The organism is Amycolatopsis sp. (assembly GCF_025464955.1).
In the GTDB taxonomy this organism is placed as follows: Bacteria; Actinomycetota; Actinomycetes; order Mycobacteriales; family Pseudonocardiaceae; genus Amycolatopsis.
The window spans coordinates 75047-99881 of sequence record NZ_JAODNM010000092.1; the positions used below are offsets into that span (position 1 = coordinate 75047).

A 24835-nucleotide genomic window follows, 5' to 3' on the forward strand; every position below is an offset into this window, starting at 1 on the left:
GCCTCGATGTGGTTGCCTGCCACTGTCCGGGTGGTCGGTCTCGGCCTCCTGTTCGCGATCGGCGTTTCGGTCATCCCTAGACTGAGGTCACGCAATCAGGGAGTTTCCAGATGAGTGACACCGAGGCAGGCCCGGTCGACGAGACCGCCAGCCAGGCGACCGACCAGGTAGAGCCCGAAAACCCGCACGCGCAGTCCGTACTGAAGCTCGCCTCCGCGATGCTGCGGATGACGCTGATCTTCGGCACCGGCACTACCGTGATCGCGATGATCGTGTTCACGATCATGTACGGCATGCACGGGCTGCTCAGCGCGCTCATCGGCGGGGCCATCGCCATGGCGTCTTCGCTCGCGACGATCGGGGTCATGCGGTTCTGTGCCGCGATGGACCCGATGATGGTGATGGCGATCGTGCTCGGGAGCTACGTCTTCAAGGTGCTCGTGCTGCTCGGTCTGATGACGCTGGCGAAGCACGTCGGCTTCATCGAGCGGTACGCGTTCGCGCTCACCATGCTCGCGGCGTTCATCATCTCCGCGGTCGGCGAGATGCGCGCCTTCCAGAAGACCAAGATCCCGACCATCATCCCGGCGACGAAGTAGCTGGTCGCTGGGCCATTCGGCGGCTTAGGAGTACGCCTGTACGGCGTGCGCCTCCGTGCTGGTATCGTCCGCAGTGTGGGAGGCGACCTCGGTCGGGCTCCCCGATGGCGAACCCGAAAAGCAACGTGGCGACCGTGTAGTTCCGCCGTGTCTCCGCTTCGTCGGTACCACCATCCGGGAGCGTCGAGCAGGTCCCCAAGCGTGTGCGGAACGTGAGCACGTGTTCATCACTCCGTGGGAGCCGCCTCCGACTGCCCGGCAGGCGTCGGGTACGTTAAGTCCAGATCGTGACGATTCCCCCGGCGGAGTGAACGCCGGCCGGGAGAACCGGAAGGAGCCCACTTGAGGGCGCTGGTACTAGCAGACGACAGCACGTTCGTTCCGCCGAACGCAGGGGACTTCAACCTCCCGCCCCTGTTCGGTTCGGGCGACTGGGCTTTTACGAAGCCCATCCTGCTCGTCTTGCTGTCAGTGGTCATCGTCGCCGCGTACTTCTTGCTGTCCTCTCGCAAGCTTGCGCTGGTGCCAGGTAAGAACCAATTCGTCGCTGAGTCGATCTACGACTTCAGCCGCAACAACATCGCCCGGGAACAGATCGGCTCGAAGGACTTCAAGCCGTTCATCCCACTAATTCTTGCGTTGTTCACCTTCGTACTGGTGAACAACATCTTCGGGGTCATACCCATCATCCAGTTCCCGACGCTGTCGCACTTCGGGTTCCCGGTGGCGCTCGCGGTGCTGGTCGTCTACCCGGTTTATCACTATGTCGGGTTCAAGCGGCACGGCTTCCGTGGTTATCTGAAGAACCAGCTGGCTCCGGCCGGTGTCCCCGGGTTCATCCTGCCGCTGTTCAGCAGCATCGAATTCGTCCAGAAGTTCTTCATGGCACCGCTCACGCTGGCGATCCGGGTGTTCGCCGCGATGTTCGCCGGACACCTCATCCTGCTGGTGTTCACCGCCGGTGGCGAGTTCCTCCTGCTGCACGCACCGGGTGCCCTTAAGCCGACCTCGGTCGTCGCGTTCGCCTTCTCGCTCGCGATGTCCTTGCTCGAAGCTTTCATCCAAGTTCTGCAGGCCTATATCTTCGCGATCCTGTCGGCCAGCTACATCGGCGCCGCGCTGGCGTCCGAGCACTGAGCCTGTCCGAGTAACACACAGAAGCCCCGATCCGCAGCATTGCGGACCGAGTCGAAAGGTAAGAGCAAGTGAGCAATCTTCTTCTTGCACAGCAGGCGGCAACGACCGTGGTCAACCTGAACAAGGGCCTGGCCGCGATCGGGTACGGCCTCGGCGCGATCGGCCCCGGTATCGGTGTCGGTCTGATCTTCGCCGCCGTCATCAACGGCACCGCGCGTCAGCCGGAGGCACAGGGCAAGCTGATGAACATCGGCTTCACCACCTTCGTGCTCACCGAGGTGCTCGCCCTGATCGGTATCGTCATCTACTTCATCGCCTCCTCCTGAGTTTTCGACTCATCAGTTAAGGAGACGTCGTGCTGAAGACCGATATCTTGCTCGCCGCCGCGGAGGCGGTGCCGCCGAACCCGATCATTCCGAACATCGCGGAAATCATCATCGGCTTCATTGCCTTCCTGATCCTGTTCTTCCTGCTCAAGAAGTTCGCGGTCCCGCGTTTCGAGGCCATGTACTCCGAGCGGGTCGAGAAGATCGAGGGTGGCATCGAGCGGGCTGAGAAGGCCCAGGCCGAGGCCGAAGAAGACCGCGAGAAGTACCGGGCACAGCTTGCCGAGGCGCGGTCCGAGGCGGCGAAGATCCGTGATGACGCCCGGCTCGAAGCCGAGCAGATCAAGGCGGAGCTGCGGGCCGAGGCCCAGGCGGAGGCCCAGCGCATCACCGCGCAGGCCCAGGCCGCGCTGCAGGCGCAGCGGGCGCAGATCGTCACCGAACTGCGTGCCGAGCTGGGTCGCAACGCCGTCGAGTTGGCCAGCCGGATCGTCGGCGAGTCGCTCGAGGACGAGGCTCGCCGTCGCGGGACCGTGGACCGGTTCCTGGCCGAGCTCGAGACCACCGGAGCGGGGAAGTAGACCGAAATGACGCTGCATGCCGCGAGCCGTGAGTCGCTCGCCCTCGCCGAGGAAACCCTCGGCGAGGTTCTCGGCGACCCGGGCACCGACCCGGCCACCGTCGGAGACGAACTGCTCTCCGTCGTCAGCCTGCTGGGCCGGGAGATCGGCCTGCGCCGGGCCGTCAGTGACGCTTCTTCGGAGCCGGACGCCCGCAAGGCGCTGTTCCGTTCGCTGCTGGGGGGCAAGGTCTCCGAGCAGACGCTGCTGGTGCTCGACGCCGTCGCGTCGAACCGCTGGTCCAGCCCGCGAGAGCTGGTCGACGGGATCGAGTCGCTCGGTCGTTCGGCGCTGCTGAGCAGTGCCGAGAAAGCCGGCGAACTGGACACCGTCGAGGACCAGTTGTTCCAGGTTGCCCGTATCGTGGCCGCTGAACCGGAGTTCGAGCGGGCGCTGTCCGACCAGGCGGCACCGGTCGATGCCAAGCGGAAGCTGATTCGCGGCCTGTTTGCCGATAAGCTGAACCTGGTCACCGAGTCCTTGGTCGAGCAGGTCGTCACGCGACACCGCGGGCACGGGGTCGGTGCCGGTCTCGAGGAGCTCGTCGAGCTGACGGCGCAGCGCCGTGGCCGCTCGGTCGCCCAGGTGACCAGCGCCAGTGAGCTTTCCGCGGAGCAGCAGGCCCAGCTGGCCGAGCAGCTCAAGCGGATCTACGGGCGCGAGCTCGCGGTGCACGTCGAGATCGACGCGAACCTCGGCGGCGGTCTCGTCGTCCGGGTCGGCGACGAGGTCATCGACGGCAGCACCGCCGGCCGCATCGACGCGCTGCGCAGGCAGTTCACGTGAGGGCCGCGGCATGAGTCGACGGTCACTACAGACTTTGCACACTGACAAGAACGAAGCGAGAGCGGGAACGACATGGCGGAGCTGACGATCTCCTCGGATGAGATCGCCCACGCGATCGAGAACTACGTCTCGAGTTACGCCCCGGAGGTCAACCGGGAAGAGATCGGCCTCGTCATCGACGCGGGTGACGGCATCGCCCACGTCGAGGGCCTGCCCTCGGCGATGGCGAACGAGCTGCTCGAGTTCCCCGGCGGGGTGCTCGGCGTCGCGCTGAACCTCGAAGCGCGCTCGATCGGTGTCGCGATTCTCGGTGACTCGGAGACGGTTGTAGAAGGCCAGCAGGTCAAGCGGACCGGACAGGTCCTCTCGGTGCCGGTCGGCGAGGGCTACCTCGGCCGCGTCGTAGACCCGCTGGGCAAGCCGCTCGACGGCCTCGGCGACATCGAGACCTCCGAGCGTCGCCCGCTGGAGGTCAAGGCAGCTTCGGTGGTCGAGCGCCAGCCGGTGAAGGAGCCGCTGCAGACCGGGATCACCGCGATCGACGCGATGACCCCGATCGGCCGCGGCCAGCGCCAGCTGATCATCGGCGACCGCAAGACCGGTAAGACCACGGTCTGCGTCGACACGATCATCAACCAGAAGTCCAACTGGGAGTCCGGCGACGAGAAGAAGCAGGTTCGCTGCATCTACGTCGCGGTCGGCCAGAAGGGCTCCACGATCGCCGCGGTCAAGAAGTCCCTCGAGGACGCCGGCGCGATGGAGTACACCACGATCGTCGCGGCCCCCGCGTCGGACTCGGCCGGCTTCAAGTGGATCGCGCCGTACACCGGCTCGGCCATCGGCCAGCACTGGATGTACCAGGGTAAGCACGTCCTCATCGTGTTCGACGACCTCACCAAGCAGGCGGACGCGTACCGCGCCCTGTCGCTGCTGCTGCGTCGCCCGCCGGGCCGTGAAGCCTTCCCCGGCGACGTCTTCTACTTGCACTCCCGCCTCCTCGAGAGGTGTGCCAAGCTCTCCGACGAGCTGGGCGCGGGCTCGCTGACCGGGCTGCCGATCATCGAGACCAAGGCCAACGACGTGTCGGCGTACATCCCGACCAACGTCATCTCGATCACCGACGGTCAGTGCTTCTTCCAGTCGGACCTGTTCAACTCCGGTCAGCGCCCCGCGGTCGACGTGACGATCTCGGTCTCGCGAGTCGGTGGTTCCGCGCAGATCCGGGCGATGCGCCAGGTCTCCGGTTCGCTGCGAATCGACCTCTCGCAGTACGAGGAGCTGAAGTCCTTCGCGGCCTTCGCCTCGGACCTCGACGAGGCGTCGAAGGCGCAGCTCGACCGCGGTGGCCGCCTGTACGAGCTGCTCAAGCAGCCGCAGTACTCGCCGGTCCCGGTCGAGGAGCAGGTCGCGATCGTGTTCCTGGGCACCAAGGGCTACTACGACTCGGTCCCGATCGAGGACGTGAAGCGCTTCAACGCCGAGTTCCTCGATCACGCCCGCCGTGCGCACGGTGAGCTCTTCAAGGACATCCGCGAATCCGGCAAGTTCTCCGACGAGACGTCCGCGTCGCTCGTGGAGGCCGTCGAGGACTTCAAGAAGGGCTTCACTGCCACCGACGGCAGCAGTGTCGTCACCGGCGCGGACGCCGAAGCCATGGACGCCGACAAGGTCGGGCAGGAGACCGTCAAGGTCAACAAGCCCGCGCCGAAGAAGTGACCGGGTAACCCATGGCCGCACAGCTTCGCGAACTTCGCTCGCGCATCAAGGCGACGAAGTCGATCGGCAAGATCACCAAGGCGATGGAGCTCATCGCCACCTCGCGCATCGCCAAGGCGCAGGTCAAGGTGGCCGCGTCCCGGCCGTACGCCGCGGAGATCACGAACGTGCTCTCCGCGCTGGCCGGCGGCGCGACCTCGTTGAACCACCCGCTACTGGTCGAGCGTGAGAACGCCACCCGGGCCGCCGTGCTCGTGGTGACCAGTGACAAGGGCCTGTGTGGCGGCTACAACTCCAACGTGCTGCGGGCCACCGAAGAGCTGCTCTCGTTGCTGCGTCAGCAGGGCAAGGAGCCGCAGGTCTACGTCATCGGGGCGAAGGGGTTGAACTACTTCAACTTCCGCAACCGCGAGGTCGTGGACAGCTGGACGGGCTTCTCCCAGCAACCGGCGTACAGCGACGCGGTGACCGCGGCGGAGACGCTGGTCCAGGCGTTCATCTCGGGTGCCGACGACCTCGGTGGCGGTGCCGGTGCGGATGGTGCCTACGGCGCCGACGAGCTGCACATCGTCTACACCGAGTTCCACTCGATGCTCACCCAGCAGCCCGTCGCCAAGCGCGTCGTGCCGCTGGAGGTCGAGTACACCGAGGAGACCGAGCCCAAGACGGGCGAGATCTCGTCGGCCTACTCGTTCGAGCCCAGCGCGGACGCACTGCTGAGCGCGCTGCTGCCCAAGTACATCAACACGCGGATCTACTCGGCGTTGCTGGAGTCGGCGGCCTCGGAGCTGGCGGCGAAGCGGACAGCGATGAAGGCCGCTTCGGACAATGCGAACGACCTGGTCAGCAACTTGAGCCGTGAGGCGAACCAGGCGCGCCAGGCCCAGATCACCCAGGAGATCAGCGAAATCGTCGGGGGCGCCAACGCGCTCGCCGGATCAGGAAGTGATGACTAGCATGACTGCCACACAAACACCGGCCGTTGGCCGCATTGTCTCGGTGACAGGCCCTGTCGTCGACGTAGAGTTCCCCCGTGGCTCGGTGCCCGCGCAGTTCAACGCGCTCAAGGTCGAGATCGAGTTCGAGCAGCTGCGCAAGACGGTGACCCTCGAGGTCGCCAGCCACCTGGGTGACAACCTGGTCCGGACCATCTCCCTGCAGCCGCAGGACGGTCTCGTGCGAGGCGCCCCGGTCACCGACACCGGCGGCCCGATCACGGTCCCGGTCGGCGACAAGGTCAAGGGCCACGTCTACAACGCGCTCGGCGAGTGCCTCGACGTCCCCGGTTACGGTGACGACCTCGAGCGCTGGGGCATCCACCGGAAGCCCCCGGCCTTCGACCAGCTCGAGGGCAAGATCGAGATGCTGGAGACCGGCCTCAAGGTCGTCGACCTGCTCACCCCGTACGTTCGCGGTGGCAAGATCGGCCTGTTCGGCGGTGCCGGCGTCGGCAAGACGGTGCTCATCAAGGAGATGATCACCCGAGTCGCCAAGAACTTCGGTGGTACCTCGGTTTTCGCCGGAGTCGGTGAGCGTACCCGTGAGGGTAACGACCTCTTCCTGGAAATGAGCGAGGACGGCGTCATCAACGACACCGCCCTAGTCTTCGGCCAGATGGACGAGCCGCCGGGCACTCGTATGCGCGTTGCCCTGTCTGCGCTGACCATGGCGGAGTACTTCCGCGATGTGCAGAACCAGGACGTGCTGCTCTTCATCGACAACATCTTCCGGTTCACCCAGGCCGGTTCCGAGGTGTCGACCCTGCTGGGCCGCATGCCTTCGGCCGTGGGTTACCAGCCGACACTGGCCGACGAGATGGGTGTGCTCCAGGAGCGCATCACCTCGACCCGGGGTAGCTCGATCACCTCGATGCAGGCCGTTTACGTCCCGGCGGACGACTACACCGACCCCGCCCCGGCAGCCACCTTCGCCCACCTGGACGCCACCACCGAGCTTTCGCGTGGGGTCTTCCAGAAGGGTATTTTCCCGGCTGTCGACCCGTTGTCTTCGTCCTCGACGATCCTCGACCCGGCGATCGTCGGCGAGGAGCACTACCGCGTCGCGTCCGAGGTCATCCGGATCCTGCAGAAGTACAAGGAACTCCAGGACATCATCGCCATCCTCGGGATGGACGAGCTGTCGGAGGAGGACCGCCTGACCGTGCGCCGCGCGCGCCGGATCGAGCGCTTCCTGTCGCAGAACATGCTGGTCGCCGAGCAGTTCACCGGCCAGCCCGGTTCGACGGTGCCGCTCTCGGAGACGATCGAGTCCTTCGACAAGATCAGCAAGGGCGACTTCGATACCTACCCGGAGCAGGCGTTCCTGGGTATCGGTGGCCTCGAGGACCTCGAGAAGAAGAACGCGGAAATCACCAAGAAGTGACTTGTGCGGACGGCGGGGTCGGTGTCCTTTGTGGACACCGACCCCGTCGTTCTCATAGTCGGACCTTGACCTACTACACTCGGTTGCCATCTACACTTGGTTAAGTGGCCCGAGGAGAAGGAGAGCGACGTGGCTGAGATTTCAGTCGAGCTGGTAGCCGTCGAGCGCCGGCTCTGGTCGGGCAAGGCCACCTTCGTCGTGGCCCAGACCACCGAGGGCGAGATCGGGATCATGCCTGGTCACGAGCCCGTACTTGGCCAGCTTGTCGAAGGCGGCGTGGTCAAGGTGACGACCACCGACGGCGAGACGATCTGTGCCGCGGTCCATGGCGGTTTCCTGTCGGTGACGGCGACCGGGGTCAGCGTGCTGGCCGAGACCGCCGAGCTGTCCGACGAGATCGACGTCGACGAGGCCAAGGCCGCGTTGTCCGACGACGACGGAACAGAGCGGGCCCGCGCAGCGGCCCGGCTTCGCGCGGCCGGTCAGTCGGTCTGAGCGCAGTGGCGAGCAGGAGCCGGCCGTGGATGTAGCGCTGGTTGCTCTTGCGGTCCTGCTCGTGCTCGTCGTGCTGGCCCTGTGGTACTCGCTGCGGTGGGTGCGGATGCGCCGCGGGGGTGGCGTCAGCGTCGCCCTGCGGTGGAGCCCGGACAAAGCCCGTGCCGGCTGGCACCTCGGGATCGGCCGTTATGTCGGTGACGACTTCGCCTGGTACCGCGTCTGGAGCCTGCGTGTTCGCCCGGACAGGGTGTTCGCGCGGGACAGCATGGAGATCGCCGACCGGCGGGATCCGTCCGGCTCCGAGGCGTACGCCGTCCCCGCCGGCTCCACGGTCCTACGCTGTGAGTCTGATACGCAGGAAGCCATCGAGATAGCGATGGGCCCCGGTGCCCTCACCGGCTTCCTCTCCTGGCTCGAGTCCGCCCCTCCCGGCCGCCGCCTCCGCCGCGCCAGCTAGCCGTGAGCACCCGGCGCGCGATCCTTTCGGGGTCGACCTTCGAAGACCAGATCGGTTACGCCCGCGCCGTCGTCGACGGCGACTGGGTGCACGTCTCCGGCACCACCGGCTTCGACTACGCCACGATGACGCTGCCCGAGGGCATCGTCGAGCAGACCGAACAGTGCTTGGCCAACATCGAGGCCGCCCTCACCGAAGCCGACGCCACCTTCGCCGACGTCGTGCGCGTGACCTACGTCGTCCCGTACCCGGCCGAGTTCGAGCAGTGCTGGCCCGCCCTGCGCCGCACGTTCGCCGCCGCCCCACCCGCCGCGACGATGCTTTCGTGCGGCCTGATGGACCCGCGCATGCGCATCGAAATCCAAGTCACCGCCCACAAATCCTGACCCCGCCCGCGAGTCCCACACTCAGGACCGCGAGTCCCACCTTCGCGCTGACTAGCGGCCGCCGCCGGGGGTCCAGAGGACGTCGCCGTCGGGGTTGGCGAGCCGGCCGAGGATGAACAGCAGGTCCGAAAGCCGGTTCAGGTACTTCACGGCGAGCGTGTTCGTGCGCTCGGCGTCGTCCTCGACGAGCGCCCAGCCGCTGCGTTCGGCGCGGCGCGACACCGTGCGTGCCTGGTGCAGGAAAGCGGCTCCGGGGGTGCCTCCGGGCAGGATGAACGACGTCAGCTTGCCGAGGCGCTCGTTGAACTCGTCGCACCAGCCTTCGAGGCGCTCGATGTACGGCTCAGTGATCCTCAGCGGCTCGTAGGGCGGATCGGGCACGATCGGGGCGCACAGGTCTGCTCCGACGTCGAAGAGGTCGTTCTGGACGGCCTGGAGGACCGCGGTGATCTCCTCCGGCAGCCCCCCGACGGCGATCGCCAGGCCGATGACCGAGTTCGCCTCGTCGACGTCGGCATAAGCGCCGAGCCGGGTGGACGTCTTCGGCACCCGCGAGCCGTCACCGAGCGCGGTGGTGCCGTTGTCGCCGACCTTGGTGTACACGCGATTGATCCGAACGACCATGACACGACTGTAGCCGCCCTGCCGCAACCCCGGATCGGCATGGAAGGCATGATTGGCGCCCATGAGCGAGCACTTCGACGTGCATGGCGGAGCACGGCTGGTCGGCGAGGTCGAGGTAGTCGGAGCGAAGAACAGTGTACTCAAACTGATGGCCGCGGCGTTGCTGGCCGAGGGCACCACGACGATCACCAACTGTCCCCAGATCCTCGATGTCCCGCTGATGGCGGACGTCCTGCGCAGCGTCGGCTGCGAGGTCGTCATCGACGGCGACACGGCGAAGATCACTACGCCGTCCGAACTTTCCTACCGCGCCGATTCGCCCGCGATGGGCAAGCTGCGTGCGTCGGTGTGTGTGCTCGGCCCACTGATGGGGCGCCTCAAGCAGGCCGTCGTCGCGCTGCCCGGCGGTGACGCGATCGGCTCGCGGCCACTGGACATGCACCAGAACGGGCTCCGGAAACTGGGCGCTACCAGCACGATCGAGCACGGCTGTGTCGTCGCCAAGGCCGAGGTATTGCGCGGCGCCCAGATCTGGCTGGACTTCCCGAGTGTCGGTGCCACCGAGAACATCCTGATGGCCGCCGTGCTCGCCGAGGGCACAACGGTTATCGACAACGCCGCGCGCGAGCCGGAAATCATCGACATCTGCACGCTGCTCGTCGAGATGGGCGCGAAGATCGAGGGCGCGGGCACGTCGACGTTGACCGTGACGGGCGTGGAAACGTTGAGCCCCACCGAACACCGCGTGATCGGCGACCGGATCGTAGGCGCCACTTGGGCTTTCGCGGCCGCCATGACCCGCGGCGACCTGACCGTGCGCGGGGTCAACCCGCACCACCTCGATCTCGTGCTCGACAAGCTGCGAGCCGCCGGGGCGGACATCACGCCCTTCGGCGACGAGGGTTTCCGGATCGTGCAGGCGGAGCGCCCGAAGTCGGTCGACTTCGTGACGCTGCCCTACCCCGGTTTCGCCACGGATCTGCAGCCGTTCGCGGTGGCGCTCTCCGCGGTGTCCGAGGGCACCTCGATGATCACCGAAAACGTCTACGAGGCCCGGTTCCGGTTCATCGAGGAGATGATCCGGCTGGGCGGCGACGCGCGCACCGACGGCCACCACGCCGTGGTCCGCGGCATCGAGCGCCTTTCCAGCGCGCCGGTGTGGGCGTCCGACATCCGGGCCGGCGCGGGGCTCGTGCTCGCCGGGCTGTGCGCGGACGGCATCACCGAGGTCTGGGACGTTTTCCACATCGACCGCGGGTACCCGCACTTCGTGGAGAACCTCAACCGCCTGGGCGCGAAGATCGCCCGAGTCGAAGGCGAGCCCGAGCGGGCCTAACGTGCGCCGAAGGCTCGCATGAGAAGCTCGGCCAATTTGTCGAGGTAGCCGGGCTCCAGCTCGGCGTGGCGAGCGATGAGCCGCCAGTGGATCGGCGCGGCGAGCAGGTCCATCGCCAGCTCGAGGTCGAGGTCCGCCGCTAGTTCACCGCGCTCGATCGCGCGCCGCAGCATGATCTCGCCGCGTGCCCGCCTCGGTTCGCCGATGGCGTGCGCGGTCGCGGCCGCCAGGTCCGGATTGCGGGCGGTTTCGGCGATCAGGTCCGGCATGATGCGGAAGAACTTCGGGTCGCTCAGCCAAGCCAGCACCCCGCGGAGGGCGATGTCGAGGTCCCCACGCAGCGAACCGGTGTCCGGCATCTCGGCCAGCGGCACGCTGATTGCCGAGATCGCCGCGATGACCATGTGCTGCTTGGACGGCCAGCGCCGGTAGAGCGCGCTCTTGCCCACTCCGGCGCGTCTGGCGACGGCTTCCATCGACAGCTTGCCGTAGCCCTGGCCAGCGAGTTCGTCGATGACAGCGTCGACGATGGTGGTGGTGATCTCCGGCTGGAGGACGGCCGCTCCGGTCGCGGCACGGCGAGGTCGCTCGGTCATGCGGCGAGTATAGCAACTGGACGGGACGGTCCCGTCCTGTGTATGTTGTGGATGGGACGTTACCGTCCCGTCCAAATCGAAAGGCACTGTGCGATGAAACCACTGGAACTCGTGGACCACGCGTTGAAACTGCTGGTGGAGAAGGACATGGCCGGGTTCGCCGGGCTCTGGGCCGTCGACGGGACGATGGAATTCCCGTTCGCTCCCGAGTCGTCTCCGCAGCGCCTCGACGGGCGCGCTGCCGTCGAGGACTACCTGCGTGACTATCCCGAGAAGGTCGACGTTCGGGCCGTCGTGTCGAAGCTCGTGCACGAAACGGCTGATCCCGAGGTGGTGATCGCGGAGTTCGAGGTCGAAGGCGTCGTGGTCGCGTCAACTCGGCCGTACCGCCTGAGCTACATAGCCGTCATCAGCGTGCGAGACGGCGAAATTCGGAACTATCGCGACTATTGGAACCCGCTCGCCGTCCAGGAGCTGCTCAGTGCCTGAGCCCGTCCTTGTTCTCGGTGCCACCGGCACGACCGGCAGTCGGGTCGTCGAAACCCTTACCCGACAAGGAGTCTCGGTTCGCGCGGCGACGCGCACGCCGACTGTCGAGAACCAGGTCCGGTTCGACTGGGCCGCACCTGAAACCTGGGCGGCAGCTTTGCGCGGGACAGCAGCGGTGTATTTGATCGCGCCGATCGGGGTGGCGGATCCGGTGCCGTTGCTGGAGCCGTTCCTGCGTGAGTCGGCCAGGCAGGGCGTGCGGCGCGTTGTACTGCTGAGCTCGTCCGCGGTGCCGGAAGGCGCTCCCGGGCTCGGCGCCGCGCACCGGCTTGTCCGCGAGCTGGCGCCTGAGTGGACGGTGCTGCGGCCGTCCTGGTTCATGCAGAACTTCACCGGCACTCATCCCCACGCTCAGGGCGTCGAAGCGGGTGAGCTCGTCACCGCGACAGGGCGAGGAAGGGTCGGATTCATCGACGCCGCGGATATCGCCGTCGTCGCGGCGCATGCCCTGACCGCGGAAGTCTCTTTGGACACCGAACTTCTGCTGACCGGACCCGAGGCGCTGGGCTATTCCGACGTGGCCGCGATCCTTGCCGAGGTCACCGGCCGCCCGATGCGGCATCGCTCCGTCGCCGTGGATGAGTTCGCCGCGAGACTCACGGAGTTGGGTTACCCGGCCGACTTTTCCGCGATGCTCGCCGCTCTCGACGGCGACATCAGGCGGGGCGCACAAGACCAGCTCACCTCGACCGTAACGGACTTGACCGGATGGCCTGCGCGCTCGTTTCGCGATTTCGCCCGAAAACAGTGGACGACCGCTCGATGAAGCAGTTGCTGTTCGGCGAAGATATCCCAGTTCTGGTTCGGGTCGCGCGCCCGTTCTGAGACTGCGCGAGGCTGTCGTCGTTCTCGGATATCGCAACGGCGGAGACCGAGCCAATGCGGTCAACCGGTGGCGTGTTCGCGCGGGGTTGCGATCCTTTGACAGCACGGAATCGCCGACACTTCTTGTCCTCAGTGGAGGGCCCGCGGCCGATCAAGATTGTTTCCCATTCCCTGCACGCCGAGAAGGCGCGCGCGTACCTGTGGCGGCAGCGCCCTGACCTCGCGGCCCGCCTGACGCGAGCCCGGGACTACCGCCTCGGAGAGTGGATTCTCGTCAAACCCGCGCTCACTGTGCTCAGGCTGTGGAAGCTGCGCCGCATCACGGATTCCCAGTCCCATGGAGACGCTCCTTAGCTCTCCAGAGCCAGTGCGGCGCCGAAGCCGATGAGTGCGGTGCCGGTGATGCCGTCGAGGGTGCGCCGGACCTTGCGCTTGCCCAGCCAGTCTCGCACCCGGTGCACGAAGAACATCAACACCAGCAGCCACAGCCCGCCGATAACGGCGACGGTGTAGGCGAGCAGGAGCGCGTCGAACGTCGTGGTCTTGCCGGGGGTGAGGAACTGCGGCAGCACCGATAGGTACAGCACGAGGACCTTCGGGTTGGTGATGTCGGACAGGAAGCCCTCGCGCCAGCGCCGGAACATACTGGTGCGGCCCTTGTGGACGGAGTCGAGGCCGCCTTCGTATCGGCCGCGCACGGCCCCGCGGATCGCTTGGATCCCCAAGTAGGCGAGGTAGCCGGCACCGAGCCACTTGAGAGTGATGAACAGGGGCTGCGAGCGCGCGATGACTACGCCGAGCCCGAGGGCGGCCGCCGTGCCCTGGATGAGGTTGCCGGTGACGATCCCGAGGCTCGCCATCAGCCCGCCACGGGTCCCGCCGGCGAGTGCGTTCTTGAGGACCACCATCGTGTCCGGCCCGGGCGCGAGTACTACGAGCACAACGACGACCAGATAGCTTCCGTACACGCTCCACGTCACGCCTGACCACGCTATCCGGTGACGCCGCCGCACCCCAGCGGTTTTCCGTCACAGTGTTACAGCCTGCACAGTGTTACAGCTTGGCGAATACCGGTGCCGCTCCGCTCGCCGCGGCGAGCGCATGGGGTCATCGTGCGGGCCCGAGACGCGGAGTCGGCGTGTATAAGTACTGGTTGATCCCCCTGAACGTGTCGGATTCCACTCGGTCGGAGATGTTACTGGCTAGTACACTCAGCGGGTCGTCCATCGGGAGGTACACCGTGCCCTATCCAACGGATCGTGAGCGGGACCGGCCTTGGGTGATGCGCACCTACGCCGGGCATTCCTCCGCAGCCGCGTCGAACGAGCTCTACCGCCGGAACCTCGCCAAGGGGCAGACGGGCCTTTCCGTCGCTTTCGACCTGCCGACACAGACCGGGTACGACGCCGACCATCAGCTTTCCAAGGGCGAGGTCGGCAAGGTCGGGGTGCCGGTGGCGCACATCGGTGACATGCGGCGCCTGTTCGACGGCATCCCGCTGGCCGAAGCGAACACGTCGATGACCATCAACGCCCCGGCGATGTGGCTGCTCGCGCTGTACGTCACCGTCGCGGAGGAGCAGGCCGAGGCGGAGGGGCGCGACGTTGAAGAGGTGCTCGCGAAGCTCACCGGCACCACCCAGAACGACATCATCAAGGAGTACCTGTCCCGCGGGACCTATATCTTCCCGCCGGCACCGAGCCTGCGGTTGATCACCGACACCATCGCGTGGACCGTGCACCATGTGCCGAAGTGGAACCCGATCAACATCTGCAGCTATCACCTGCAGGAAGCCGGGGCCACGCCGACGCAGGAGGTCGCCTACGCCCTGTGCACCGCGATCGCCGTGCTCGACTCGGTCCGTGACTCCGGCCAGGTCGAGCCCGCCGATATGGCGAAGGTCGTTTCCCGGATCTCGTTCTTCGTGAACGCCGGTGTGCGGTTCGTCGAAGAGATGTCCAAGATGCGCGCGTTCACCGCGCTCTGGGACGAACTCACCCTCGAACGCTACGGCGTGACGGACGCGAAGGCTCGTCGCCTGCGCTACGGCGTCCAGGTCAACTCGCTCGGCCTCACTGAGGCCCAGCCCGAGAACAACGTGCAGCGCATCGTGCTGGAGATGCTGGCGGTGTCCCTCTCGCGCGGCGCCAGGGCTCGCGCGATCCAGCTGCCGGCGTGGAACGAGGCGCTCGGCCTGCCGCGGCCGTGGGACCAGCAGTGGGCCTTGCGGATGCAGCAGGTGCTCGCGTTCGAGACGGACCTGCTGGAGTACGAGGACATTTTTGACGGTTCGCACGTGATCCAGGCCAAAGTGGACGAGATCATGGCCGGTGCTCGCGAGGAGATCAAGCGCGTGCAGGAACACGGCGGCGCGGTGGCCGCGGTGGAGAACGGGTACATGAAGTCGCAGCTCGTTTCCTCGCTCGCGGAGTACCGGCGCGGCATGGAGGACGGCGAGCGGATTCTGGTCGGGGTCAACAAGTTCGACACCACCGAGCCGAGTCCATTGCAGGCCGAAGGCGCGAAAGCGATCGAGACGATCGACCCGGCCGTCGAGAAGCAGGCCGTGGCCGCGCTCGAGGACTGGCGGCTCCACCGGGACAACGAGGCGACCGCCCAGTCGCTGGACAAGCTGCGTGAGGTCGCCAAAACCTCGGCGAACCTGTTCAACGCCACCGTCGACTGTGCTCGCGCCGGCGTGACGACCGGCGAGTGGGCTGGGGCGCTGCGCAAGGTCTTCGGTGAGTACCGCGCGCCGACCGGTGTCTCCGGTTCGGTGTCGCCCGGTGAAGGCAGCGCGGAGCTGCTGCGGGTACGTGACCGGGTTCGGGTGACCGGGGAGGAGATCGGCGAGCGGCTGCGCATCCTGGTCGGCAAACCGGGCCTCGACGGGCACTCGAACGGCGCCGAGCAGGTCGCCGTCCGGGCCCGCGATGTCGGGTTCGAGGTCATCTACCAGGGCATTCGGCTCACGCCGGAGCAGATCGTGGCCGCCGCCGTGCAGGAGGGCGTGCACGTGGTCGGGCTGTCGGTGCTGTCGGGCTCGCATCTCGAAGTGGTGCCACAGGTCGTCGACGGGCTGCGCGCGGCGGGCGCCGGGGACATTCCGGTGATCGTCGGTGGGATCATCCCGCCCGACGACGCGAAACTGCTCACCGACCGCGGGATCGCCAGGGTCTTCACGCCCAAGGACTACGAGCTGACCGACATCATGGACGGCATCGTCACCCTGATCAGGGACACCCACCACCTTCCGCGGGACTGACTTCCGAAGGAACGGTCTCAGCCGGCTCATCACCCGGCTCACTACGCTAAGTATTTTCCCCACGAACTCACCGTAGTGGAACGTTTGTTCGAGCGCCATTGCACGAACGGGTGATCATGCGTTGCCGGTTTCCTGGTAGCCGCTCGCCCCGGTCAGGGCGGCTGCACGGGTCAATTGTCCAACGCGCGCAGGAGGTTCAGCGCGGTGGCGACGGAGTCGGGACCGGCGGGCAGCATCGGCAGGCGGACGTCCGCGGTCGGGATCCGGCCGAGTTCGTGGAGCACGCCCTTGATCACCGACGGGTTCGGCTCGGCGAAGACGGCTTCGGCCAGTGGGGTGAGTCGGGCCCCGAGTTCCCGTGCCTTCGCGACGTCGCCGGCCTGCCAGGCGGACGCCAGGTCGATGAAGTGGCGCGGGCACAGTTGTGCCGCGGCGAGGATGCCGCCGGCCGCGCCGAGCGCGAGCAACGCCGAGTAGAACACATCCTCGCCGCAGAGCACGGCGAAGTCGGCAGGCGGATCGCTCACCAGCGCGACGGTGTCGCCGTCGATGCCGCAGACGGCCTGTTTCACCCCGGCCACCCCGGGAATCGCGGCGAGCGCACGAAGGGCGTCCACTCCGACGAGCTGCCCGGTGCGGTGCGGAATGTTGTAGACGATCAGGGGGACAGGGCTTCCGGCAGCCAGTTCGGCGAAGTGCGCGACGACTCCGGCTTCCGACGGACGCGTGAAGTACGGCACGGGTACCAGTGCCGCGGTCGTTTCCGGCCACTCGGCGAGGGCCTGAAGGGCGGTGAGACTCTGCCGCGTGTCGTTCGTTCCGGCGCCGACGATCAGTTCCGCGGTGTGCTCGCGGCACGCCTGCGCGCATATCTCGACGACGAGCCGCTTCTCGGTTTCGTCGAGTGTCGCGGCTTCAGCCGTCGTCCCGAGCGCGACGAGGCCGTCGGCGCCGTCGGCGAGCGTTGTGTGGGCCAGCTCGCCGAGGGCTTGCTCAGCGACCTTCCCGTCGGCGGTGAACGGCGTGATAAGGGGGACGTGGAGCCCGCGCAGTGTCTTCATGAAACCAGCCTGGACCAGCAAAATCATCAGGTCTAGTTCGTATTTGTGGAGATAACCGTAAGCTGAGTCGATGCTTGATGTCCGACGTCTTCGCCTGCTCCGGGAGCTCGCCCACCGGGGGACCATCGCGGCTGTCGCCGAAGCACTGACGTTCAGCCCGTCGGCGGTCTCCCAGCAACTCAGCGTCCTCGAACGCGAAGCGGGTGTGCCGTTGCTCGAACGCACGGGTCGTGGGGTCACGCTGACGCCCGCTGGTCGCAAGCTCGTCGAACACACCGAAGTCGTCCTCGAACGTTTGGAACAGGCCGCGGGCGACCTAGCCGACTCCCGTGAAGGCCTTGCCGGGCCGGTACGGATCGGGACTTTCCCCTCCGCGGCAAGAACTATCGTGGCGAGCGCGCTGATCGTGCTGGCGCGTGAGCATCCCGCGTTGGAGCCGTGCGTCGAGGAGATCGATCCGGCGGATGTCGGCGACGCGCTGCGAGCGGGCGAGCTCGACGTCGCGCTGGTGCACGAGTACGACTTCGTGCCTGCAGAAGACGCACCGGGAATGGACACCGAGCCGTTGCTGTCCGAACCGCTTTTCCTTGCCTCGCCTAGGGACTCTTTCGTGGCGTGGGACACCGGCGAGGCGGACCCGATCCGGCGGTGGCGCACGGCGCCGTGGATTCTGGCGAAACCGCGGACGATGTGTCACACCATGGCCGTGCGGGTGTGCCAGGCCAACGGGTTCACCCCGTCGGCCCGGCACCACGTCGACGATTTCGCGACCGTGCTGGTGTTCGTCGCGGCCGGGCAGGGCGTGGCGCTGGTTCCCCAGCTCGGCGCCGCGGATCCGCCCGACGGCGTCGTGCTGACCCGGCTCCCGCTGAGTCGCCGCACCGAGATCGCCTGCCGCCAGGGTGCCCGCCGGCACCCCGCCGTGGCGGCGTTCACCTCGGCCGTCCGCGCCTCTGTGCCGCGGGGATAGGCCTCGTCAGTCGAGCAGGGAGGTGAGGATTTCCTTGGTGCTGCTGACTTTCGCGAAGCCGCCGCCGTGCAGGGTGGTGGCGGTCGCGCGGCTGAGTTCGGCGGCGGTGAGGACGGCACCGTCCGGGCCGGCGAGGTCGAAGGTAAACGTAGCGTCCAGTGCGAAAGTGACGGCGTAGCCGAGGTTTCCGCCGACCCGAGCGGTGGTCTCGCAGCACATGTTGGTCTGGATTCCGGCGACCACGACGTCGGTGATTTCGCGTGCGCGCAGCCAGCCGTCGAGGTCGACTTCGCCGTGGAATGCCGAGTTCACCGTCTTCGTGAACATCAGTTCGGGGCGGACTCCGTCGAGTTCGGGCTTGAATTCGTTGCCGGATTGCCCGGTCCGCAGCGGCGATCCCGGGTTCACGGAGTCATGGCGCACCAGCACGATCGGCTGTCCGGCCGCCTGCCATGCGTCGAGCAGGGCCTTGATGTTGGCCTCGGCGCCGGGATTGTTGCGCGGACCCCAGAACTCGGTGTCGTCGAAACCCTTTTGGACGTCGATCATCAGGAGAGCAGTGGTGGTCATGACGTCGAGTCTGCCGGTGCGGAGGTGACCTCGGGGAGTGGCAAATAAGTCTCGATGAGGTACTTTTCTGCCATGCGTACCGTAGGTGTTCTCGTGCTGCCCGGCAGCCGTGTTTTCGACCTCGGCGTGGTCGGCGAGGTGTGGGGCGAAGACCGGACCGACGACGACATCGGGCCGTTCGAACTCCGGCTGTGTACCCCGGGAAGGACCGCGACGGCGATCCATCCGTACGGCCGGATTGCGCCCACGCATGGGCTGTCCGGGCTCGACGAGTGCGATCTCGTGGTCGTTCCCGGCCGGGCGGATCCCCACGCATCGGTGCCGCCCAACGCGGTCAAAGCGCTGCGGCGCGCACATCAAAACGGTGTCACCGTGGCCGCACTGTGCTCGGGCGCGTTCACCCTGGCCGCGGCCGGCCTGCTCGACGGACGGGACGCGACGACGCACTGGCGCCTGCTCGACGACCTCATCGCGGCTGCTCCGGCCGCCCGGGTCCAGCGTGACGTCCTGTTCACCGACGAGGGCGGCGTACTCACGTCCGCAGGTGTCGTCGGCGGGCTCGACCTGTGCCTGCACCTCGTCCGGCGCGAGCTCGGCGCGGGTGTCGCGGCGAAGCTGGCGCGCCGGATGGTGATGCCGCCGACCAGGGAAGGCGGACAGCGGCAGTACGTCGACACCCCGATGCCGCCGCGGCCGTCCCGGGCCGGCATAGCGTCCACAATGGACTGGGCGATGGGCAGGCTCGGCGAGTCGATCGGGGTGGACGACCTGGTCGGGCACGCCGGGATGAGCGCGCGAACGTTCCATCGCGAGTTCACCTCAGCGACCGGTGCGACGCCGGGACGCTGGCTGCGCGGCCAGCGGGTCCGGTACGCGCAACGCCTGCTGGAGGCCACCGAACTGCCGGTTGAGCGGGTCGCGCAGCGCGCGGGCCTCGGCACGGCGGCGAACCTGCGTCGGCGGTTGCGCGCGGAGGTCGGCGTCGGCCCGGATTCCTACCGCCGGACGTTCCGGCAGGAGGCGTAGCGTCAGGTTCATGGGCGAGTACGAGCACATCCTCGTCAAGCGCGAGGACGACACGATCACCGTGACGATGAACCGGGCGACGCGACGCAATTCCCTTTCCGAGCCGCATCTCGCCGAGCTGCTGGACGCGTTCCGCCAGGCAGGACGCTCCGACGCGACTGGCGTCGTGCTGGCCGGCGCGGGGCCGGTGTTCTCCGCGGGCCACGACTTCGGCGACGTTGCGAGCCGCGACCTGCTCGGCGTTCGCGAGCTGCTGCGGCTGTGCACCGAACTGATGCGCACGATGGAGTCGGTGCCCCAGGTCGTCGTCGCGAGAGTGCACGGATTGGCCACGGCCGCGGGGTGTCAGCTGGTGGCCTCGTGCGACCTCGCCGTCGCCGCCGAGTCGGCCGGGTTCGCCCTGCCGGGCGGCAAGGGTGGCTGGTTCTGCCACACCCCGGCGGTGCCGGTGGCCAGGGCGATCGGCCGCAAGAGGCTGATGGAACTCGCGTTGACGGGCGACGTCGTCGACGCGCCGACAGCGCTTGACTGGGGCCTGGTCAACCGCGTGGTCCCCGACGCCGAGCTGGACAACGCCGTCGCCGAACTGCTCGCCCGCGCGACCCGCGGAAGCCGGGCAAGCAAGGCCCTCGGCAAGCAGACGCTCTACGCCCAGCTCGACCGTCCCGAAGCCGACGCCTATGCGATCGCCCTCGAAGTGATGGCGTCGGCTTCGCAACTCTCGGGCGCGAAGGAAGGAATGGCCGCGTTCCTGGAGAAGCGGCATCCGGAGTGGCCGGATTGACGTTCAGTCAGCACCGTTCCTAGCCGCGTTCGTGGAGCAGCAGCAGGGTGTACGCGGCGATCGTCTGCGCGTCGAGGATGGTGCCGGACGTCAGCATCTTCTCGAAGTCGGAGCGGGTGAACCAGGCCGACCGCATGTCCTGCTCCTCGAGCTCGCGGTTCGGCTCGCCTTCGGAGAGGTCGGTGGCCAGCCAGACTGTCCCGGTCTGGCTGGCGAGCCCGGGCGCGACAGCGAGTTGGCCGATCTCGATCATGGTGGCCGCGCGCAGGCCGGTTTCCTCGGCGAGTTCGCGGGCGGCCAGTTCGGCGGGCGGGTACTCGCCGAGGCCGGGCGCGGTGCCTTGCACGAACTCCCAGCACCGCTGGCCGAGCGGGTAACGGAACTGCTCGACCAGGTGCAGGCGATCCTCTTCGAGCGCGATGACCAGTGCGTACTTCGGTTTGTCCACGACGGCGTAGATCCCGGCGGAGCCGTCCGGGCGGCGGATGTCGTCCTCGCGGAAGGACAGCCAGGAGTTCCGGTATACCTCGCGGGAGCCGACACGCTCGATGGGGTCCACGCACCCAGTATGCCGAGCGGTCGCCTACTCTCGCCGAGTGCGCCTAGTGATCGCTCGCTGCCAGGTCGACTACGCCGGCCGTCTGACCGCCCATCTTCCGATGGCCACGCGCCTGCTGCTGGTCAAGTCGGACGGGTCGATATCGGTCCATTCCGACGACCGCGCCTACAAGCCGCTGAACTGGATGACCCCGCCCTGCTGGCTCATCGACGAGGGCAAGACGTGGATCGTGGAGAACAAGGCCGGCGAGAAGCTGGTCATCACCATCGAGGAGATCTTCCACGACCACGCCCAGGAACTCGGCGCCGAGCCCGGCCTGCAGAAGGACGGAGTCGAGGCGCATCTGCAGGAACTGCTGGCCGAGCACATCGTGACCGTCGGCGACGGCTACACGCTGGTACGGCGTGAGTTCCCCACCGCGATCGGCCCGGTCGACATCATGGCCCGCGACTCGGACGGCGGCAGCGTCGCGATCGAGATCAAGCGGCGGGGCGACATCGACGGCGTCGAGCAGCTCACCCGGTACCTCGAGCTGCTCAACCGGGACCCGCTGCTGGCGCCGGTGCAGGGCGTGTACGCGGCGCAGCAGATCAAGCCGCAGGCCCGCACGCTCGCCGAAGACCGCGGGATCCGGTGCCTCACCTTGGATTACGACGCGTTGCGCGGCATCGACACCAGCGAGGGCCGCCTCTTCTAGGGACTCACGAGTTCTACCTGCGCGGGGACGTTCGCCAGCGGTCTCGTTCGAGCGGCGGCCTACGCAACTCTCCAGGCGTCCGTGGCGCATCCGACCTCGAAGTGCCACCAGCCTTCCTCCTGACCGCGGACCAAGAGCTGCTTGAGCTTGCCCAGCTCGGCCTCGGCAGGCACGGTGAACGCGACCAGCGGGAACTCGTCGCCACGACGTCGCCTTCGGCGATTCCATCCTGCAGGAACGGTACGTTCTCGATACGGGCGGTGTCCTCGTCAAGGAGTGTCGTCCACAGACCTTCAATGTCGTGCGGTAGCCAGCCTTCTCTCGGCTCGAACCGGAACCAGACCTTGATGCGCTGATCCCCGGCTATGCCCTGTTCTGCCGACATTTGACGACGTCATGGGGAACATGGTCGCGCATCGACGCGGCAGGGGCGTTCGCCAGCGGTCTCGTTCGGGTACTTGGGCTCTGGGGCGGCAACGTTCCGTGCGGTTGGCCCGATACCCCTATATGGCCTACCGCGGCAGGAAACTCTTCGCCGTCGTCCTCCTCGCCCCCGTCCTCGCTGCCTGCGCCCACGCCGCGCCGCCGGGTTCCGTCACGGGCACGCCGATCGCCCCGGCGACCGTCACCGCCACCATTCCGGTGACCGGCACGGGCCCGGCGCCCGCCACGCAGGCCGACACGCTCGCGACTGTGCCCGATGTGTCCGGGATGAACCACCAGCAGGCCCAGGACGCCATGCAGGCCGCGGGGTTCTACAACCTTCGCGAAGTCGACGGCAAAGGCCTCGGCCGGTTGCTGATCGTGGACCGGAACTGGGTGCAGACCGGGCAGACCCCCGCCGCCGGTTCGCGGGTCCCGGCCGGCACCGTGGTCACGCTGACGGCGGTCAAGTACACGGACAACTGAGCCGGATCAACCACGTTCCGACACCAGGATTGGTCTCTGTTGGTGAAGAACGGACTGTCGGCGTGCCGAGGCAGAAGGCATGCCGTATCGTCCGCGATTGACGACGCGGTGGCGTTTCTTGTTGGAAAATGTTGATTCCGGAGGTGGGTCGGGTGCACGTCCTTGCGGATGCGAACCTGCGACTGAACGCGAGCCCGATCGACTACGTGCTCCTGGCGTTCTACTTCGTGCTGGTGCTGGGTATCGGGGCACTCGCGCGCAGACAGGTTTCGAGCAGTCTCGACTTCTTCCTGTCCGGGCGATCACTGCCCGCGTGGGTCACCGGGCTGGCGTTCATTTCGGCGAACCTCGGCGCGGTCGAGGTGATGGGTATGTCGGCCAACGGCGCCGAGTACGGCCTGCCGACCGTGCACTACTTCTGGATCGGCGCGATCCCGGCGATGCTGTTCCTCGGCATCGTGATGATGCCGTTCTACTACGGTTCGAAGGTCCGCAGTGTCCCGGAGTTCATGCGGCGCCGCTTCGGCAAACCGGCACACCTCGTCAACGGCGTCAGTTTCGCCGTCGCGCAGATCCTGATCGCCGGCGCGAACCTGTTCCTCCTGGCCAGTGTCGTGAAGCTGATGCTCGGCTGGCCGCTGTGGGTGTCGATCGTCGCCGCCGCCGCCATCGTGCTCTCCTACACCGCGCTCGGCGGGCTCTCGGCCGCGATCTACAACGAGGTCCTGCAGTTCTTCGTCATCGTGATCGCCCTCGTCCCGCTGACGATCGTCGGCCTGGTCAAGGTCGGCGGCTGGCAGGGCCTGGTCGACAAGGTCACCAACAGTCCGGGCGGCACGCAACAGCTGCACTCGTGGCCGGGTGACAACCTGACCGGGTTCGGCAACAGCTTCCTGTCCGTCCTCGGCATCATCTTCGGCCTGGGTTTCGTGCTCTCCTTCGGGTACTGGACGACGAACTTCGTCGAGGTCCAGCGCGCGATGGCGTCGAAGAGCATGTCGGCCGCGCGCCGGACGCCGATCATCGGCGCGTTCCCGAAGATGCTGATCCCGTTCATCGTGATCATCCCCGGCATGATCGCCGCGGTCAGCGTGTCCGAGTACATCAAGGACAAGCCCGCCCTGCTCGCCGGCGGCAACGGGTCCACCGGGGTCACCTTCAACAACGCGTTGCTGCTGCTCATGCGCGACCTGCTGCCCAACGGCATGCTCGGCGTCGCGATCTGCGGCCTGCTGGCGTCGTTCATGGCCGGGATGGCCGCGAACCTCAGCGCCTTCAACTCGGTGTTCACCTACGACATCTGGCAGACCTACATCAAGAAGGACCGGCCGGACGGCTATTACCTGCGGCTCGGCCGGATCGCCACCGCGGCCGGCACGATCCTCGCGATCGGCACCGCGTTCATCGCCTCGAACTCCGGCAACATCCTGAACTACCTGCAGGACCTGTTCTCCTTCTTCAACGCCCCGCTGTTCGCGACGTTCATCCTCGGCATGTTCTGGAAGCGGATGACCGGGACGGCCGGCTGGATCGGCCTCGTGCTCGGCACGGCGTCCGCGGTGACGGTCTGGAGCCTGGCCCAGGCCGGGGTGCTCGGTTTGCACGGCCAAGGCATCAGCTTCGTCGCGGCCGGGGTGGCGTTCGTGGTCGACATCGTGCTCAGCGTCGTGATCTCGCTGGTGACCGCGCCGAAACCGGACAGCGAGCTCACCGGGCTGGTGTACTCGCTGACGCCGAAGGTCGACCGGACGCATGACGCCACCGGCGAGAACTCGGGCTGGTACCGCAAGCCCACGCTGCTGGCGGGCATCGTCCTGGTCCTGACCATCGGCCTGAACATCCTCTTCTAGAAGGAGACCCACACATGAGCACGGAAGCTCCGCGCCGCGCCGGTGCCTTCGACATCCGGCTGATCATCGCCTTGCTGCTGGGTGTCTACGGCCTGGTACTGACGGTCATGGGGATCTGGTTCACCACCGACGCCGACCGGGCGAAGGCCGCCGGCGTCAACATCAACCTGTGGGCCGGGATCGGCATGCTGGTGTTCTCGGCGCTGTTCATCCTGTGGGCGCTGACGCGACCGCTCCTGGTGCCCCCGCCTGCCGACATGGCCACTCCCGAACAGGGCGAATAGACCGGTTGTCGCCACACCGCGGG

The 24835-nt window shown here is 67.1% G+C and carries 29 protein-coding genes and 1 pseudogene; 23 read left to right on the forward strand and 7 right to left on the reverse strand.

What is annotated here, in order from left to right; all coding sequences use genetic code 11:
* Positions 1-110: 110 nt before the first annotated feature.
* From JWQ81_RS20260 to JWQ81_RS20310, 11 genes are all read left to right on the forward strand, one after another.
* Positions 111-599: a hypothetical protein gene (locus JWQ81_RS20260; RefSeq protein ID WP_297543814.1), complete on the forward strand. Its 489-nt coding sequence runs from the start codon at positions 111-113 to the stop codon at positions 597-599.
* A 342-nt stretch (positions 600-941) separates the two neighbouring features.
* A complete protein-coding gene (atpB, locus tag JWQ81_RS20265) occupies positions 942-1736 on the forward strand; it encodes a F0F1 ATP synthase subunit A (RefSeq protein ID WP_297543816.1) in 795 nt (264 codons plus the stop codon).
* A 68-nt stretch (positions 1737-1804) separates the two neighbouring features.
* A complete protein-coding gene (locus JWQ81_RS20270; RefSeq protein WP_297543818.1) occupies positions 1805-2062 on the forward strand; it encodes an ATP F0F1 synthase subunit C in 258 nt (85 codons plus the stop codon).
* 29 nt (positions 2063-2091) lie between these two features.
* Positions 2092-2643 carry a F0F1 ATP synthase subunit B gene (locus JWQ81_RS20275; RefSeq protein WP_297543819.1) on the forward strand — a complete coding sequence of 184 codons (552 nt, stop codon included), beginning with the start codon at positions 2092-2094 and terminating at the stop codon, positions 2641-2643.
* 6 nt (positions 2644-2649) lie between these two features.
* Complete coding sequence (locus tag JWQ81_RS20280) at positions 2650-3468, forward strand: F0F1 ATP synthase subunit delta (protein ID WP_297543822.1); 819 nt, start codon at positions 2650-2652, stop codon at positions 3466-3468.
* A 72-nt stretch (positions 3469-3540) separates the two neighbouring features.
* The gene (gene atpA, locus JWQ81_RS20285) at positions 3541-5184 is read left to right on the forward strand and encodes a F0F1 ATP synthase subunit alpha (RefSeq protein ID WP_297543824.1); all 1644 of its coding nucleotides are present in this window, start codon (positions 3541-3543) and stop codon (positions 5182-5184) included.
* 11 nt (positions 5185-5195) lie between these two features.
* Positions 5196-6140 (forward strand): F0F1 ATP synthase subunit gamma, encoded by a 945-nt coding sequence (locus tag JWQ81_RS20290; RefSeq protein WP_297543826.1) that lies wholly within the window; start codon positions 5196-5198, stop codon positions 6138-6140.
* Position 6141: 1 nt separating this feature from the next.
* Entirely contained in the window at positions 6142-7566 is a 1425-nt protein-coding gene (gene atpD / locus JWQ81_RS20295; protein WP_297543829.1) for a F0F1 ATP synthase subunit beta, read from the forward strand.
* A 129-nt stretch (positions 7567-7695) separates the two neighbouring features.
* On the forward strand, positions 7696-8061 hold the full coding sequence (locus tag JWQ81_RS20300; RefSeq protein ID WP_297543831.1) for a F0F1 ATP synthase subunit epsilon: 366 nt from the start codon (positions 7696-7698) through the stop codon (positions 8059-8061).
* 25 nt (positions 8062-8086) lie between these two features.
* Positions 8087-8521, forward strand: coding sequence for a DUF2550 domain-containing protein (locus JWQ81_RS20305; RefSeq protein WP_297543832.1), 435 nt, complete (start codon positions 8087-8089; stop codon positions 8519-8521).
* A 2-nt stretch (positions 8522-8523) separates the two neighbouring features.
* Positions 8524-8907, forward strand: a complete 384-nt coding sequence (locus tag JWQ81_RS20310; RefSeq protein WP_297543833.1) for a RidA family protein — start codon at positions 8524-8526, stop codon at positions 8905-8907.
* A gap of 51 nt (positions 8908-8958) precedes the next feature.
* Here JWQ81_RS20310 and JWQ81_RS20315 read toward each other — a convergent pair whose 3' ends face one another.
* A complete protein-coding gene (locus JWQ81_RS20315; protein ID WP_297543835.1) occupies positions 8959-9531 on the reverse strand; it encodes a cob(I)yrinic acid a,c-diamide adenosyltransferase in 573 nt (190 codons plus the stop codon).
* A 61-nt stretch (positions 9532-9592) separates the two neighbouring features.
* Here JWQ81_RS20315 and murA point away from each other — a divergent pair, with 61 nt between their 5' ends.
* Positions 9593-10867, forward strand: a complete 1275-nt coding sequence (murA, locus tag JWQ81_RS20320; protein WP_297543837.1) for a UDP-N-acetylglucosamine 1-carboxyvinyltransferase — start codon at positions 9593-9595, stop codon at positions 10865-10867.
* Here the strand turns inward: murA and JWQ81_RS20325 are convergent.
* The gene (locus JWQ81_RS20325; RefSeq protein ID WP_297543839.1) at positions 10864-11463 is read right to left on the reverse strand and encodes a TetR/AcrR family transcriptional regulator; all 600 of its coding nucleotides are present in this window, start codon (positions 11461-11463) and stop codon (positions 10864-10866) included. The two genes, murA and JWQ81_RS20325, sit on opposite strands and share 4 nt — an antisense overlap.
* Before the next feature lie 93 nt (positions 11464-11556).
* Between JWQ81_RS20325 and JWQ81_RS20330 the strand changes: the two genes are divergently transcribed.
* The 3 genes from JWQ81_RS20330 (at position 11557) to JWQ81_RS20340 (ending at position 13191) form a co-directional block, all read left to right on the forward strand.
* Positions 11557-11952 carry a nuclear transport factor 2 family protein gene (locus tag JWQ81_RS20330; RefSeq protein WP_297543841.1) on the forward strand — a complete coding sequence of 132 codons (396 nt, stop codon included), beginning with the start codon at positions 11557-11559 and terminating at the stop codon, positions 11950-11952.
* A complete protein-coding gene (locus tag JWQ81_RS20335) occupies positions 11945-12778 on the forward strand; it encodes an NAD(P)H-binding protein (protein WP_297543843.1) in 834 nt (277 codons plus the stop codon). The genes JWQ81_RS20330 and JWQ81_RS20335 overlap by 8 nt, the downstream gene beginning before the upstream one ends.
* Positions 12779-12960: 182 nt before the next feature.
* Complete coding sequence (locus JWQ81_RS20340; RefSeq protein ID WP_297543845.1) at positions 12961-13191, forward strand: hypothetical protein; 231 nt, start codon at positions 12961-12963, stop codon at positions 13189-13191.
* Here the strand turns inward: JWQ81_RS20340 and JWQ81_RS20345 are convergent.
* On the reverse strand, positions 13188-13817 hold the full coding sequence (locus tag JWQ81_RS20345) for a LysE family transporter (RefSeq protein ID WP_297543847.1): 630 nt from the start codon (positions 13815-13817) through the stop codon (positions 13188-13190). The genes JWQ81_RS20340 and JWQ81_RS20345 overlap by 4 nt on opposite strands.
* Positions 13818-14077: 260 nt before the next feature.
* Here JWQ81_RS20345 and JWQ81_RS20350 point away from each other — a divergent pair, with 260 nt between their 5' ends.
* Positions 14078-16102: a protein meaA gene (locus JWQ81_RS20350; protein ID WP_297543849.1), complete on the forward strand. Its 2025-nt coding sequence runs from the start codon at positions 14078-14080 to the stop codon at positions 16100-16102.
* Positions 16103-16272: 170 nt separating this feature from the next.
* Here the strand turns inward: JWQ81_RS20350 and dapA are convergent, their stop codons facing one another.
* Positions 16273-17163, reverse strand: a complete 891-nt coding sequence (gene dapA / locus JWQ81_RS20355) for a 4-hydroxy-tetrahydrodipicolinate synthase (RefSeq protein ID WP_297543851.1) — start codon at positions 17161-17163, stop codon at positions 16273-16275.
* A gap of 70 nt (positions 17164-17233) precedes the next feature.
* Here dapA and JWQ81_RS20360 point away from each other — a divergent pair, with 70 nt between their 5' ends.
* On the forward strand, positions 17234-18133 hold the full coding sequence (locus tag JWQ81_RS20360; protein WP_297543853.1) for a LysR family transcriptional regulator: 900 nt from the start codon (positions 17234-17236) through the stop codon (positions 18131-18133).
* A 6-nt stretch (positions 18134-18139) separates the two neighbouring features.
* On the opposite strand, the gene JWQ81_RS20365 is transcribed toward JWQ81_RS20360, so the two are convergent.
* Positions 18140-18703, reverse strand: a complete 564-nt coding sequence (locus JWQ81_RS20365; RefSeq protein ID WP_297543855.1) for a cysteine hydrolase family protein — start codon at positions 18701-18703, stop codon at positions 18140-18142.
* A 72-nt stretch (positions 18704-18775) separates the two neighbouring features.
* Here JWQ81_RS20365 and JWQ81_RS20370 point away from each other — a divergent pair.
* Positions 18776-19794: pseudogene (locus JWQ81_RS20370) on the forward strand (helix-turn-helix domain-containing protein).
* The gene (locus JWQ81_RS20375; protein WP_297543856.1) at positions 19740-20513 is read left to right on the forward strand and encodes an enoyl-CoA hydratase-related protein; all 774 of its coding nucleotides are present in this window, start codon (positions 19740-19742) and stop codon (positions 20511-20513) included. The pseudogene JWQ81_RS20370 and the gene JWQ81_RS20375 overlap by 55 nt, the downstream one beginning before the upstream one ends.
* Positions 20514-20532: 19 nt before the next feature.
* Here the strand turns inward: JWQ81_RS20375 and JWQ81_RS20380 are convergent, their stop codons facing one another.
* The gene (locus JWQ81_RS20380; protein WP_297543858.1) at positions 20533-21072 is read right to left on the reverse strand and encodes an NUDIX hydrolase; all 540 of its coding nucleotides are present in this window, start codon (positions 21070-21072) and stop codon (positions 20533-20535) included.
* A 37-nt stretch (positions 21073-21109) separates the two neighbouring features.
* Here JWQ81_RS20380 and nucS point away from each other — a divergent pair, with 37 nt between their 5' ends.
* Positions 21110-21769 carry an endonuclease NucS gene (gene nucS, locus JWQ81_RS20385; protein ID WP_297543861.1) on the forward strand — a complete coding sequence of 220 codons (660 nt, stop codon included), beginning with the start codon at positions 21110-21112 and terminating at the stop codon, positions 21767-21769.
* A 13-nt stretch (positions 21770-21782) separates the two neighbouring features.
* Here nucS and JWQ81_RS45045 read toward each other — a convergent pair whose 3' ends face one another.
* On the reverse strand, positions 21783-22154 hold the full coding sequence (locus JWQ81_RS45045) for a DUF4265 domain-containing protein (RefSeq protein WP_366942318.1): 372 nt from the start codon (positions 22152-22154) through the stop codon (positions 21783-21785).
* Between the two features lie 98 nt (positions 22155-22252).
* Here JWQ81_RS45045 and JWQ81_RS20390 point away from each other — a divergent pair, with 98 nt between their 5' ends.
* The 3 genes from JWQ81_RS20390 to JWQ81_RS20400 all read left to right on the forward strand — a co-directional run bounded on the left by JWQ81_RS20390 (position 22253) and on the right by JWQ81_RS20400 (position 24812).
* Entirely contained in the window at positions 22253-22678 is a 426-nt protein-coding gene (locus JWQ81_RS20390; protein ID WP_297543863.1) for a hypothetical protein, read from the forward strand.
* A 152-nt stretch (positions 22679-22830) separates the two neighbouring features.
* Positions 22831-24528, forward strand: coding sequence for a sodium:solute symporter family protein (locus tag JWQ81_RS20395; RefSeq protein WP_297543865.1), 1698 nt, complete (start codon positions 22831-22833; stop codon positions 24526-24528).
* A 14-nt stretch (positions 24529-24542) separates the two neighbouring features.
* Positions 24543-24812, forward strand: coding sequence for a hypothetical protein (locus JWQ81_RS20400; protein WP_297543867.1), 270 nt, complete (start codon positions 24543-24545; stop codon positions 24810-24812).
* Positions 24813-24835: the final 23 nt, after the last annotated feature.